This window comes from Vreelandella sp. 2A-K22 (assembly GCF_054065485.1).
Map to the genome: position 1 here is coordinate 137,615 of NZ_JBSUGC010000016.1, position 12,949 is coordinate 150,563.

Below are 12,949 nucleotides of genomic sequence, written 5' to 3' on the forward strand. Positions count from 1 at the left end.
ATGAAACTCAATAACCTAAGCCCGGCTCCGGGCTCCAAACACGCTGCAAAGCGCGTTGGTCGTGGCATCGGTTCCGGTCTTGGTAAGACCGGTGGCCGTGGTCACAAAGGTCAGAAGTCACGTAGTGGCGGCAGTGTTAAGCCCGGTTTCGAAGGCGGTCAGATGCCTTTGCAGCGTCGTTTGCCGAAATTCGGCTTTACGTCTGCAAAATCTCTGGTCTCTGAAGAAGTACGCCTGGCTGAGCTTGCTAAAGTTGCCGGTGGCGAAGTCACCATGGCATCTTTGAAAGAAGCCAACGTGCTAAAGGACTCTACGCTACACGCGAAGATCATCCTTTCTGGCGAACTGAAAACGGCGGTTACCGTTCGCGGAATCAAGGTCACCAAAGGTGCCCGTGAAGCGATCGAAGCCGCTGGCGGCAAGGTAGAGGACTAAATGGCCAAGTCAGGAAAAATGCCGGCGATGGGCAGCGGTCTGAGTGAACTGTGGGCGCGTTTGCGCTTCGTGCTCCTCGCCATCGTGGTGTACCGTATTGGTGCCCACATTCCCGTTCCCGGTATCAATCCTGACCAGCTTGCTGCCTTGTTTAGGGAGCAACAGGGCACCATTCTGGGCATGTTTAACATGTTCTCGGGTGGCGCCCTGGAGCGCATGAGTGTTCTCGCCCTGGGTATAATGCCCTATATATCGGCGTCGATTATCATGCAGCTCATGACTGCGGTCTCCCCTCATCTTGAGCAGCTCAAGAAAGAGGGTGAGGCTGGCCGCCGCAAGATTAGCCAGTACACCCGCTACGGCACGGTGATACTGGCGTTTGTCCAGGCTACCGGCATGTCCGTCGGTCTGGCTAGCCAAGGCATCGCGTACAGTGCTGACTTCAGCTTCTATTTCACCGCCGTGATTACGTTTGTATCGGGCGCGGTGTTTATGATGTGGCTAGGTGAGCAGATTACCGAGAAGGGCATCGGCAACGGTATTTCGCTGCTGATCTTCGCCGGTATTGTCGCTGGACTGCCCAGTGCCGTGGGCCAAGCCTTCGAGCTTGCCCGTAATGAAGGGGCCTGGAATGTTCTGCCGCTGTTAGCGCTGTCAGTGTTAGGTATTGCGACTGTCGCCTTTGTGGTTTTCATTGAGCGCGGCCAACGCCGTCTCAAAGTTAATTACCCTCGGCGGCAAGTGGGCAATAAGATGTATGCAGGGCAAAGTAGCTACCTGCCTTTGAAGGTCAACATGGCCGGTGTTATTCCGGCGATTTTTGCCTCCAGTATCCTGCTTTTCCCGGCCTCTATTGGTCAGTGGGTAGGTGCCGGTGAAGGTATGGAGTGGTTGCAGCGTGCATCTCAGGCATTAGGCCCAGGTCAACCGCTTTACATCTTGCTTTTCGCGGCGGCAGTGGTATTCTTCTGCTTCTTTTACACAGCGCTGGTCTTCAACCCCAAGGATGTGGCTGACAATCTTAAAAAGTCAGGCGCTTTCCTGCCGGGCATTCGCCCCGGCGAGCAGACCGCTCGCTATATCGACAAGGTCATGACACGTTTGACCCTGTTCGGTGCCTTGTATATCACTGCGGTTTCCTTGATGCCCCAGTTCTTGATTGTGGCGTGGAACGTGCCGTTTTTCTTCGGCGGTACCTCGTTGTTAATCGTAGTCGTGGTCATCATGGACTTCATGGCCCAGGTGCAGTCGCATCTCATGTCGCATCAGTATGACTCAGTGATGAAGAAGTCCAACCTGAAAGGCTACGGTAGCGGCGGTATCATGCGCTGAGGCGCCGTCCACCCCTATTTAGTTAGAGAGGGCGCGCCGCGAGCCGGTTTTTGGAGAAAGATCGATGAAAGTTCGAGCTTCCGTAAAGAAAATGTGCCGTAACTGCAAGATCATTCGTCGCAATGGCGCTGTCCGCGTCATCTGCAGCGAGCCACGGCACAAACAACGCCAGGGTTAATAGCCTGGGTTGTATTAAGCGGGTGCCAGCATACCCCTTGCCTTAGGGCAAATGATGGGGTATGCTGTTGCGCCTTTTGTAGATGAATAAACGAGCAAGCCGCTCAAATTTCGGAGTAAGCTGATGGCCCGTATTGCAGGCGTCAATATCCCGGACAACAAGCATGCGGCGATCTCGCTGACCTATATCTTCGGGATTGGCCGTACCCGTGCTGAGCACATCTGTGCTGCAGCCGGTATCGCGCCTACTGCCAAGATCCAGGATCTGTCTTCTGAAGAAGTCGACACCCTGCGTTCTGAAGTTGGCAAGTACACCGTAGAAGGCGACCTTCGTCGTGATGTCACGCTTAACATTAAGCGTCTCATGGACTTAGGCTGCTACCGTGGTCTGCGTCATCGTCGTAGTCTTCCGCTGCGTGGTCAGCGGACTAAGACTAACGCGCGCACCCGTAAGGGCCCGCGTAAGCCGATCCGCAAATAACACGCACGTTCTGGCGTAAAGACAGGAATAGACATCAACATGGCTAACCCGCGTAGTAACCGTAAAAAGGTTAAAAAGCAGGTAGTGGATGCGATTGCGCATATCCATGCCTCTTTTAACAACACGATCGTGACGATCACAGACCGCCAGGGCAACGCTCTTTCTTGGGCGACTGCCGGTGGTTCGGGTTTTCGTGGTTCTCGCAAGAGCACCCCGTTCGCTGCTCAAGTGGCAAGCGAACGTGCAGCAACTGCTGCAGCCGAGTATGGTGTGAAAAACGTAGATGTACTGGTTAAAGGCCCAGGTCCCGGTCGTGAATCCGCCGTGCGCGCACTGAATGCCGCCGGCTTCCGCGTGCAAAGCATCGTAGACGCGACGCCCATTCCCCATAATGGCTGCCGTCCGCCTAAGAAACGCCGCGTTTAAGGAGACAGATTCATGGCTCGTTATATTGGACCGAAGTGCAAACTGTCTCGTCGTGAAGGCACCGACCTCTTTTTGAAGAGTGGTGTTACTCCCTTCGAGAAAAAGTGTAAATCCGAGCAGATCCCGGGTGTACACGGCCAGCGTCGTCAGCGTCTTTCAGACTACGGCTTGCAGCTTCGCGAGAAGCAAAAAGTACGTCGCATGTATGGCGTACTCGAAAAACAGTTCCGTAACTACTACAAAGAAGCCGCTCGCCTGAAAGGTGCGACCGGTGAAGTATTGTTGCAGTTGCTCGAATCCCGACTGGATAATGTCGTCTACCGCATGGGCTTCGGCTCGACTCGCTCTGAAGCGCGTCAGCTGGTCAGCCACAAAGCGATTTCCGTGAACGGCCGCACCGTTAACGTTGCTTCCTATCAAGTGAAGCCGGGTGACGTTGTTTCCATTCGCGAAAAGGCGAAAAACCAAGCACGTATTCAAAGCGCGTTGTCCATTGCGGCCAACCGTGGCGATATCGCTTGGATCGAAATCGACGCCAAGAAGATGGAAGGCACTTTCAAGGCTCTGCCTGAACGCGGTGACCTGTCTGCCGACATCAACGAAAACCTGATCGTCGAGCTGTACTCCAAGTAAGCAGTTTTCTGTTTCTTGTCAATCTGGTGCCGGTTTAACGCCCGCGCCAGATCTTACCGAGTACCAAGTATCCGTTTGGCAGCCTGAAAGGTGTTCATATGCAGCGTTCAGTGACAGAGTTTCTCCGTCCTCGCGACATCAAGGTCGAAGAAATCAGCGCACATCACGCCAAAATCGTGCTCGAACCGTTCGAGCGTGGTTTTGGTCACACCCTGGGGAATGCACTACGTCGCATTCTGCTTTCGTCCATGCCCGGCTGTGCCGTGGTAGAGGCTGAAATCGCCGGCGTCGAGCATGAATACAGTGCGCTTGAAGGGGTGCAGGAAGATGTCATTGAAATCCTCCTGAACTTGAAAGATGTTGCGATCAAGATGCACAGCCGCGATGAGGCGGTGCTCACGCTGAACAAGCAGGGCCCAGCCGTCGTCACCGCTGGCGACATTGCGCTTGATCATAGCGTCGAAATCGTCAACCCGGACCACGTCATTGCTCATGTCAATGAAGGTGCCGAGCTGAAAATTCAGCTTAAGGTAGCGCTGGGTCGTGGCTACGAACCGGCTGACGCGCGCGGCTCTGATGAAGAGTCACGTGCCATTGGCCGCCTGCAGCTGGATGCCACCTTCAGCCCTGTCCGCCGTGTTTCCTACTCGGTTGAGGCCGCTCGTGTCGAGCAGCGCACCGACCTCGATAAGCTAATTATCGATCTGGAAACCGACGGTACCCTGGATCCGGAAGAGGCTATCCGTCGCAGTGCGACCATCCTGCAAGAGCAGCTGGCCGCCTTCGTCGACCTGGAAGCTGATAAAGAACAGGAAGTCGAAGAGGAAGAGGATCATGTCGATCCAATTCTATTGCGCCCCGTAGACGATCTTGAGTTGACCGTTCGTAGCGCGAACTGCCTAAAAGCCGAGAATATTTACTACATCGGTGATCTTATCCAGCGCACAGAAGTTGAGCTGTTGAAGACACCGAACCTCGGTAAAAAGTCTTTGAATGAAATCAAAGATGTATTGGCGGCTCGCGGCTTGTCCCTTGGCATGCGGTTGGAAAATTGGCCACCGGCAAGCCTGAAGGACGACAAAGCCTCCGCGTGAGCGTCGACTTGAGTCCCAGTTTGGTAAGGAATTACAACCATGCGTCATCGTAAGAGTGGTCGTCATCTGAATCGCACCAGCTCGCATCGTCAGGCCATGTTCAAGAACATGTCTGTCTCGCTGGTCGAACATGAAGTCATTAAGACAACCCTGCCGAAAGCCAAGGAGCTGCGTCGCGTAATCGAGCCGCTGATCACCTTGTCTAAGCAGGATAGCGTTGCAAACCGTCGTTTGGCGTTTGCCCGCACGCGCTCTAAAGAAGCCGTCGGCAAACTGTTCAACGAATTGGGTCCGCGTTATGCCGAGCGTCCGGGCGGTTACGTCCGTATTCTCAAGTGCGGTTTCCGCACCGGCGACAACGCGCCTATGGCGTTCGTTGAACTAGTTGACCGTCCGGTTGTTGAAGAAGCCGCTGCAGAAGAGTAATCCTCTGCGCCAGGCCTCTTTGGTAGCGAATGAAAACCGACCCTCAGTGGTCGGTTTTTTTATGGGCGCATTTATCTTCTGTTTTCTACACTTAACGTCGTCTATTCTTCGTACTAATACCCTATACTCGGCCTATTATTAAATTGAGTAAGCGTCGCGTGCCGCTTGGGCAAGCCTTGTGTTGTAGCTTGAGTGTGGCATGGTAGTTAAGCAGCGGCAGGTTGGTTAAACAGCGATTCGAACTAGCGCATTGATAACAAGCAAGGGGCAGGTATGTATGCGAGGATAAAAAGCGCTGCCGGGGGAGCGTCGGCGATAGGGTTTTTGAGTATGCTAATGCTGCTCATACTTGCGATGGTCACTACTGCGCATGCCGACAACCCGCGCTATGCGGGTATTGTCGTTGATCTGGACAATGGCGAAGTGCTTTACGCCGAGAATATTGACGATCAGCGCTATCCTGCGTCGCTTACCAAAATGATGACGCTCTATCTAACCTTTGAAGCGTTAGAAGAGGGTACGCTGCGCTTGGACCAACCCTTGCCGGTTTCCCATTACGCTGCCGCCAAGCCTGCTGTCAAACTGTGGCTGGCGGCGGGCAGCTCAATTCCGGTGGATACCGCTATTCGCGCACTCGCGGTTCGCTCTGCCAATGATGTTGCCGCAGTGGTTGCCGAAGCCCTGGGCGGTAGCGAAGCCCACTTTGCCCAAATGATGACCACCAAGGCACGCGAGCTGGGCATGCATGCCACCACCTTTCGCAATGCCTCTGGCTTGCCGGATGACGGCCAAATCACCACCGCGCGGGATATGCTCACGCTTTCGGTACGCGTGATGCAGGACTTCCCCCAGTACTACCACTACTTCGGCCTGCAAGAGTTTACCTACCGCGGCACCCGGCACACCAGCCACAATCGATTGGTGCGTGACTACCCAGGTGCCGATGGCCTAAAAACGGGGTTCATTCGCGCCTCTGGCTTTAACGTGGCCACTACCGCAGTGCGCGGTGATCGGCGGCTGGTGGGCGTCGTCATGGGTGGTTTTTCATCCCAGTCCCGGGATACCCATATGGCCAATCTGCTGGATCGTAGCTTCTTGCGTGCGTCCCTACGCGACCAGCAAAGCTGGATGGGTGACACCAGCTTCTCGCGGGAATTTATGGCCTTTGCACCCCCTGCTCAGCCGGTGGCACCACAGCAGCCAGCGCCACGCCAACCCCTGCTGGCGGTGGTCGAAACGTCAACATTGTCACCATCGAGTAACTCTACCCCCTCAACGCCGGTTGTCGATCTTGAAGAACAGCTAGCTGATATTGTCACCATTCAGCGCCCCACGCCGGCAAGCGAAGATCCACAGCCCGACCCACTTCAAGCGTTCATTGAGCGTGAACGCAAGATGGCCTCTGTCACTGAAACGGGCGGTGGCTGGGGGGTGCAAGTGGGTGCTTTCAGTCGTGAAGCCCAGGCACGGCAATTGGCGCAGCAGGCGGCTCAGCGGATTGCTCAGACTTTAGGCGGACGCATTGCTGTAGACACGGTAGAGGGCCAAAACCCTGTTTATCGCGCCCGGCTAATGGCATTGGACGAGCAGCGCGCTCGCCAAGCGTGCCGTGAGCTGCACTCCCAAGGTATGGACTGTATGGTCGTTAACGCCAGCTTGTAAGGGGGGCCGTCATCACCCCGCCAATGGCTAATTGGCGGGGTTTTTCTTTTTTGGCACTTTGTATTGACCAGTGAACAGGGAGATCGCGGTGACAACCTCGCTGAAAGGCATACTCTGCATGTGTTTGGGCGTTCTTTTCCTCGCCCTAGGCGACGCTGTTTCCAAGTGGTTAGGTGAAGTGCACTCGCCACTGCAGATTATTTTCTTCCGTGCCTTGGTATCGCTACCGCTGATTGCGCTGCTTGCCCATTTTGCCGGTGGGTTACGCAAGCTGCGTACGAAACGGCCGGGCATCCATTTGCTGCGCGGATTGATTTATACCGCCACCATGGTCTGTTTCGTATGGGGGCTAACGCTGCTCCCCCTGGCGGAGGCCACGGCGATTGCCTTTGTGGCGCCGCTGTTTGTGACCCTGCTTTCGGTGCCATTGTTGGGTGAGCGCATTGATCCACCGGTGCTGATCGCATCCTTGGTGGGGTTTGCGGGGGTGCTGATCGTGGTGCGGCCCAACGGCGATGCGTTTCAGATGGGCGCGCTGGTATTGGTGGGGGCGGCGCTATTCTATGCGCTGATGATGATTACCGCCCGGCGCTACGGCGCCCGCGAACACCTCTGGGCAATGCTGTTTTACATGACCTGTGTGCCGCTGGTGGTGACCGCGCTAACGCTGCCCTGGGTATGGCAAACACCCCAGCCGTGGCACTGGGTAGGCTTTTTCGCCTCGGGAGTATTGGGCGTTGCAGCCACCGCTTTTATCACCTTGGCCTTCCGGTTTGCCCCTGCGGCCATCGCCGCGCCTTTTGATTACACCGCCATGCTCTGGGCGGTACTGCTGGGCTGGTGGTTTTGGGGTGAAATGCCGGATCTCTGGGTTTGGGTAGGCAGCGCCTTGATAATGGGCAGCGGGTTAGCGGTAGCGTATCACGACCGTAGGACAACCCTTAAACGTCGTCCTACCGCCTAACTGACGTCACTCTACCGCCACTTTTTGATCTAGGTCACGGAAGCGGTGAGCTTGCCAAAACGGCGGGTTTGGGCTGGTTATAATCCTGGCCTTTCATCGCAGTCCGCTGCGAGCCATCGTCCTGATCACGGTGACTGTCTATGCAAGCCCCCGAACTACTTTCCCCTGCCGGCACCTTCAAGAACATGCGTTACGCCTTTGCCTATGGGGCCGATGCGGTCTACGCAGGGCAGCCACGCTACTCTCTCAGAGTGCGCAACAACGATTTTAAAATTGATAACTTACACCGTGGTATCGAGTATGCCCATGCCCGAGGCAAGCAGTTTTACGTTGCTTCCAACATTGCCCCTCACAATAGCAAACTGAAAACCTACCTTCAGGATATGGCGCCGGTGATCGAGGCAGGGCCCGATGCGCTGATTATGTCGGATCCCGGTTTGATTATGATGGTTCGTGATCGCTGGCCGGATCAACCTATCCACCTCTCGGTGCAATCGAACGTCGTCAACTGGGCTGCCGCCCAATTCTGGCAGCGGCAGGGTATCAGCCGCATCATTTTGTCTAGGGAGCTATCACTGGAAGAGATCGGCGAAATACGCGAACAGTGCCCAGGCTTAGAGATCGAAACCTTTGTTCACGGCGCACTGTGTATCGCCTATTCAGGGCGTTGCCTGCTGTCGGGTTATTTCAATCATCGCGACCCTAATCAAGGTACCTGTACCAACGCGTGTCGCTGGAAATACAACACCGTAGCAGCGACCCAGGATGACACGGGCGACTTAATAGCCGCCCAAGGAAGTGGCAGTGCAGCGGTCGGCAGCCCAGACGAGCTTTCGGCGCTGATTGAAGACGTTTCACGCCCTGGCAAGCTGATGCCTGTGTATGAGGATGAACACGGCACCTACATCATGAACTCCAAGGATCTGCGCGCGGTGCAGCATGTCGCTCGGCTGACGCAAATGGGCGTGGCGTCACTAAAGATTGAAGGGCGCACCAAGTCCCATTATTACGTTGCGCGTACAGCGCAAGTCTATCGCCAAGCCATTGATGACGCAGTCGCTGGGCGCCCCTTCAATAAACGGCTAATGGATGAACTTGAGAACCTGGCGAATAGAGGGTACACCGAAGGTTTCTATCAACGCCATGTGCACGGTGAGTTCCAAAGCTATGAGCAGGGGAACTCGATCGGCGTTCACCAACAGTTCGTCGGTGAAGTGCTGGGTTTCGATCCGGCTCGTGGCAGGTTGGAAGTCGAGGTTAAAAATCGCTTTGAAGTAGGGGATGGCATGGAGCTTATGCTGCCAGGTGGCAATCACCGCTTCGTGCTTGAGCATATCGAGAACTTGCGAGGTGAAGCGCAGAGCGCAGCACCTGGTTCTGGGCATCGCGTGCGAATCCCCGTTCCCAAGGTCAGCATTACCCCTGAACAGCTTGAGTTTGCGCTGTTAATGCGTGATCTCAAGCCTTCCAGAGCAGCACAATCTGAATCGTTGGGGGTAGCGATCAGCTAAACGCATAAACGTCCATTGCAAGCACACCGTGCTCCACGCTGTGGTGTAGCTGTTTTGCGTCACCTCCTGCCCCCATGGCCACCAGCAGCGGCTGGAAGTGTTCAGGGGTCGGGTGGTTCTCCCGCGCGTTGGGGGCGTTCTCCCAGCTAAGCAGTGCTTCACGATCATTGGCGATAAGGCGGTCGCTCACCCAAGTGGCAAATGCACCTACCCAGGCGGGCATAGGGCTCTCCTGGGGCATGATTTCATACAGGTTATGGGTCAGGCTGCCCGAGCCGATCACCAAAATCCCCTCTTCCCGCAGTGCCGACAGGCGCTCGCCCAGCGTGACCAGCTCCGCATTGCTCCAGCGCACCGGAAGCGACAGCGAAACAACCGGCACATTGGCGTCAGGAAACATCAGCGAAAGGGGCACCCAGGCGCCGTGATCCAGGCCGCGCTCTACCCGCTCGGCGCCCAGTAACACGGCCAGCCGTTCAGCCAGTTCCGGCTCACCCGGGGCGGGATACTGGCACTCGAAAAGCGCCTGTGGGAAGCCGCCAAAGTCGTGAATGGTTTCTGGCTTGGCGCTGATGCTGACCTTGAGCGCCAGGCTCTCCCAGTGCGCTGAGACCACTACCACCGCCTTGGGCGCAAGCTGCCTGCCCAGTTCGCGTAGAAAGGCATGAGCCGGGGTTTTATTGAGGGCCAGCATGGGCGAGCCATGGGAAATAAACAGACTAGGTAACATGAGTGAGTCTCCTCAGCAGCATGGCCAACGCTGGCGGTAAGCAAGCGCTGGCAATAGGGTTAGGCGATAGTTTTAGGTGTTAGGCGAATCGGTTACTTAGCACCCAGCGGCCGCTGCCCAGGCCCGCTTGCACGATTAACGCCAGCGTCCAGAACACCGGGAATTCCCAACCGCCGCCGGCATTTGAGAACATCCAGCCGTTGCCAAGATGCACCCAAGCAGCGCCGAGCAGTACCGGCACCAGTGCCAGGCTCACCCAGCGGGTGTAAACACCCAGAATCAGGGCGGCTCCACCGCCTACTTCGGCAGCAATGGTCAGGTAGGCCAGAAACCCTGGTAAACCCAGTGATTCAAAATAGCCGACGGTGCCCGGTAGGGTAAATACAAACACCTTGAGCAAACCGTGAGCAAGGGCCATCACACCCAGTGCGACGCGCAGTAGCGAGATGGCCTGGGGTTGTAAAGAGTGCTGTAGAGAGGGGGCAGAGTGAGTATGCGTTGTCATCGTAGTAGCTTCCATCGAGTGGTTGATGACGCTACTTTACAGCCGGATAAGATCGAGATAATCAGCGTATTTTGCACATCACTGTTGCGTAATGGGCGACAATCCAATGTTCTGCTCCCAAACTGGCGGATCGCCCCACGCCTCGGTGAGCAGGTCGATGAAGCGCTCCACCTTGGCGGGCAGGTAGCGCCGGGCGGGGTAGAGGGCATGAACATCGAGCCGTACCGCTGGCTCATTGGTCAAGATGGGCACTAAACGCCCGCTGGCGATACTCTCTGTGACCAGAAAGCTGGGCTGCTGAGCGATGCCCAGGCCAGCTTCCGCGGCGTGGGTGAGTACATCGCCGTTATTGCTTTCCAGTGGGCCATTGACCGTCAATGACTGCGTGGCAATCTTCCAGTCAGCGCTCTGTTGGCCGCTGCGGTAGCGTAGGCAGTGGTGCTTGGCAAGGGCTTGAACGCTGTCGGGTTCACCGTGGTTGGCAAGATATTCAGGCGATGCGCAAAACAGTAGGCGGCACCGCGTCAGTCGGCGCGCCACCAGGCTGGAGTCAGGCAGGCTGCCGATACGGATCGCTACGTCGTAACCCTCTTCAAGCAGGTCGACACGGCGGTCGTTCAAATCCAGGCGCACCTCTAGCGCCGGGTGGGTGTGCATAAACTGGGCGACGAGCGGCGCTAGGTAGCGGGTACCAAAGCTCATCGGCCCATTAACGCGCAGCCGTCCACGCACATCGCTGGTACCTTGGCCCACCTCGGCGGCGGCCTCATCGAGCGCTTGCAGTATCCCTTGGGCGCGGACTAGATAGCGTTCTCCGGCCTCAGTGAGATGTAGTCGTCGCGTGGTGCGTTGTATCAGTCGCGCGCCCAATGTCTCTTCCAGTGCCATGACCTGGCGGGATACGCGAGTGCGGGAAATATCCAGCGCTTCAGCAGCGCGGGTATAGCTACTCAACTCGGCTACCCGCACAAAAGCGACGATATGCTCTAACTGATTCATGACGCCGAATCGGCTTGGAAAATCTGAAAAGCGCGCGCTGCCTGGTAAGGGTCGGGCTGGCCACAAATGGCCGATATCACCGCTAAACCGTTCGCTCCCGCGCGCTGTACGCTAATCGCATGATCCGCTTTCAGCCCACCAATGGCCACGCTGGGCAGTGGGCACGCCTTGACCAGCGCCGCTAAACCGCCAAAGCCGATGGGCTGGGCGTGATCTTGTTTGCTCTCGGTGGCAAACACGGGACCAATCCCGACATAATCGAGTAGCTCAAACGGAGAGACTTGCAGCTGGGCGATAGTATTGATCGACAGGCCGATAATCGCTTGCTCACCTAGTACCCGGCGCGCTTGCTGAACGGCTGCGTCGCTCTGACCGACATGCAGGCCATCTGCCTGGCTTTCTAGTGCCACCTGCAAACGGTCGTTAATGATCAGCGGGATACCGGTGCCCGCCAGAAGCGCTTTTAACCGTTTGGCTTGGGCAATCATCTGTTCGTCGCTGGCATGCTTGTCACGCAACTGCACGATGGTGACACCGCCTTTTACCGCTGCCTCAACCGTTTGTTCCAAACCATGCTCTTGGCAGAGCGTGGCATCGGTGACCAAGTAGAGCGATAGATCAAGCGGCATGGATTGCCTCCAGTTGGGCATAAGTAGTGAGGTCGTCAGGGGTGAGTTGATACAGCGCATCCAGCAGTGCCACTTGAAAGCTACCAGGCCCGTTGGCGTGGCTGCCCGCACGCTCTCCTGTGACCGCAAAGCAGGCCAGCGCGGCTGCCGTTGCACCCAGTGGGGCGTCGCGGTTGGCAGCCACAAATCCCGCCACTAGCGCGCTCAGCCCACAGCCAAGCGTTGTTACACGGGGCATCAAAGGATGGCCACCGTTAATGCGGTAGTGCTGTGTGCCGTCCGTCACCCAGTCGCTTTCACCGGTCATCGCGACAATACAGCCGTGTTTTTGCGCTAATGCTATTGCAGCGTCCACGGCTTGGTCGGTGGCGGCTGTGGCGTCCACGCCGCGGCCTTGGCTAGCTAAACCGTTAAGGGCAAGAATTTCAGACGCATTGCCACGAATCACGCTGGGTTTAGCGGCCAGCAGCTTCGCGCACAGCGTTTGGCGATAGCGCGTGGCGCCAACGGCGACGGGATCTAATACCCAGGGAATGGCATGCTGATCGGCAGTCGCTGTGGCGGTGAGCATAGCGTCAGCCCAGTGGGCAGAGATCGTACCGATATTAATCGACAGCCCCGCGGAGATAGCCGTGAATTCAGCCACTTCTTCAGGCGCATGCAGCATGGCGGGCGACGCGCCGGTGGCTAACAGCAGGTTGGCAGTGCTGTTCATGGCCACATAGTTGGTCATGCAGTGAACCAGCGGTGTCACTGAGCGCAGCGTCTCAAGGTAATCGCCAAGCGGGCGTAGGGTCATAGCATCCTCCCGGCAGGGAGGTGGTAAGCGTTACCACGACTCCCTACGCCGGTGTTATCCGGTTCAGGTTCAAAGGGTGCTTCTCAGCCCAACCGTAACGGAGGGCGCCCCTGTCGAGGGATTACTATCCTTGCCTGAAGTAGCCC

Annotated in this window: 16 protein-coding genes and 1 riboswitch; of the genes, 11 read left to right on the plus strand and 5 right to left on the minus strand. The window is 56.7% G+C overall.

All coding sequences use genetic code 11. The annotated features are described in order from the left end of the window. From rplO to trhP, 11 genes are all read left to right on the plus strand, one after another. Entirely contained in the window at nucleotides 1–435 is a 435-nt protein-coding gene (rplO, locus tag ACW17M_RS20400; protein WP_008959156.1) for a 50S ribosomal protein L15, read from the plus strand. Next, on the plus strand, nucleotides 436–1,767 hold the full coding sequence (gene secY / locus ACW17M_RS20405) for a preprotein translocase subunit SecY (RefSeq protein WP_008959155.1): 1,332 nt from the start codon (nucleotides 436–438) through the stop codon (nucleotides 1,765–1,767). It abuts the gene before it with no gap. A 64-nt stretch (nucleotides 1,768–1,831) separates the two neighbouring features. Next, nucleotides 1,832–1,945 (plus strand): 50S ribosomal protein L36, encoded by a 114-nt coding sequence (gene rpmJ / locus ACW17M_RS20410; RefSeq protein WP_008959154.1) that lies wholly within the window; start codon nucleotides 1,832–1,834, stop codon nucleotides 1,943–1,945. A 123-nt stretch (nucleotides 1,946–2,068) separates the two neighbouring features. Continuing rightward, nucleotides 2,069–2,425, plus strand: a complete 357-nt coding sequence (rpsM, locus tag ACW17M_RS20415; RefSeq protein ID WP_022520863.1) for a 30S ribosomal protein S13 — start codon at nucleotides 2,069–2,071, stop codon at nucleotides 2,423–2,425. 39 nt (nucleotides 2,426–2,464) lie between these two features. After that, complete coding sequence (gene rpsK / locus ACW17M_RS20420; protein WP_007111985.1) at nucleotides 2,465–2,851, plus strand: 30S ribosomal protein S11; 387 nt, start codon at nucleotides 2,465–2,467, stop codon at nucleotides 2,849–2,851. A gap of 12 nt (nucleotides 2,852–2,863) precedes the next feature. After that, nucleotides 2,864–3,484: a 30S ribosomal protein S4 gene (rpsD, locus tag ACW17M_RS20425; RefSeq protein WP_008959152.1), complete on the plus strand. Its 621-nt coding sequence runs from the start codon at nucleotides 2,864–2,866 to the stop codon at nucleotides 3,482–3,484. A gap of 98 nt (nucleotides 3,485–3,582) precedes the next feature. After that, nucleotides 3,583–4,578 (plus strand): DNA-directed RNA polymerase subunit alpha, encoded by a 996-nt coding sequence (locus ACW17M_RS20430; protein WP_009288137.1) that lies wholly within the window; start codon nucleotides 3,583–3,585, stop codon nucleotides 4,576–4,578. Between the two features lie 39 nt (nucleotides 4,579–4,617). After that, a complete protein-coding gene (rplQ, locus tag ACW17M_RS20435) occupies nucleotides 4,618–5,004 on the plus strand; it encodes a 50S ribosomal protein L17 (protein WP_008959150.1) in 387 nt (128 codons plus the stop codon). Between the two features lie 330 nt (nucleotides 5,005–5,334). After that, complete coding sequence (locus ACW17M_RS20440) at nucleotides 5,335–6,666, plus strand: D-alanyl-D-alanine carboxypeptidase family protein (RefSeq protein WP_039860215.1); 1,332 nt, start codon at nucleotides 5,335–5,337, stop codon at nucleotides 6,664–6,666. 88 nt (nucleotides 6,667–6,754) lie between these two features. After that, nucleotides 6,755–7,630, plus strand: coding sequence for a DMT family transporter (locus ACW17M_RS20445; RefSeq protein ID WP_223828041.1), 876 nt, complete (start codon nucleotides 6,755–6,757; stop codon nucleotides 7,628–7,630). Nucleotides 7,631–7,770: 140 nt separating this feature from the next. After that, a complete protein-coding gene (gene trhP / locus ACW17M_RS20450) occupies nucleotides 7,771–9,141 on the plus strand; it encodes a prephenate-dependent tRNA uridine(34) hydroxylase TrhP (protein ID WP_457548013.1) in 1,371 nt (456 codons plus the stop codon). Here the strand turns inward: trhP and ACW17M_RS20455 are convergent. The 5 genes from ACW17M_RS20455 to thiM all read right to left on the minus strand — a co-directional run bounded on the left by ACW17M_RS20455 (nucleotide 9,134) and on the right by thiM (nucleotide 12,803). Continuing rightward, entirely contained in the window at nucleotides 9,134–9,871 is a 738-nt protein-coding gene (locus tag ACW17M_RS20455; RefSeq protein ID WP_027958800.1) for a DODA-type extradiol aromatic ring-opening family dioxygenase, read from the minus strand. The two genes, trhP and ACW17M_RS20455, sit on opposite strands and share 8 nt — an antisense overlap. Nucleotides 9,872–9,950: 79 nt before the next feature. Then, the gene (locus ACW17M_RS20460) at nucleotides 9,951–10,376 is read right to left on the minus strand and encodes a DoxX family protein (RefSeq protein ID WP_190374147.1); all 426 of its coding nucleotides are present in this window, start codon (nucleotides 10,374–10,376) and stop codon (nucleotides 9,951–9,953) included. A 78-nt stretch (nucleotides 10,377–10,454) separates the two neighbouring features. Then, nucleotides 10,455–11,375, minus strand: coding sequence for a LysR family transcriptional regulator (locus tag ACW17M_RS20465; protein ID WP_190374146.1), 921 nt, complete (start codon nucleotides 11,373–11,375; stop codon nucleotides 10,455–10,457). After that, entirely contained in the window at nucleotides 11,372–12,004 is a 633-nt protein-coding gene (gene thiE, locus ACW17M_RS20470) for a thiamine phosphate synthase (RefSeq protein ID WP_190374145.1), read from the minus strand. Before thiE ends, ACW17M_RS20465 begins: the two co-directional genes overlap by 4 nt. Further along, nucleotides 11,994–12,803 (minus strand): hydroxyethylthiazole kinase, encoded by an 810-nt coding sequence (gene thiM, locus ACW17M_RS20475; protein ID WP_190374144.1) that lies wholly within the window; start codon nucleotides 12,801–12,803, stop codon nucleotides 11,994–11,996. Before thiM ends, thiE begins: the two co-directional genes overlap by 11 nt. Before the next feature lie 23 nt (nucleotides 12,804–12,826). Beyond that, nucleotides 12,827–12,925: riboswitch (TPP riboswitch) on the minus strand. Nucleotides 12,926–12,949 lie beyond the last annotated feature (24 nt).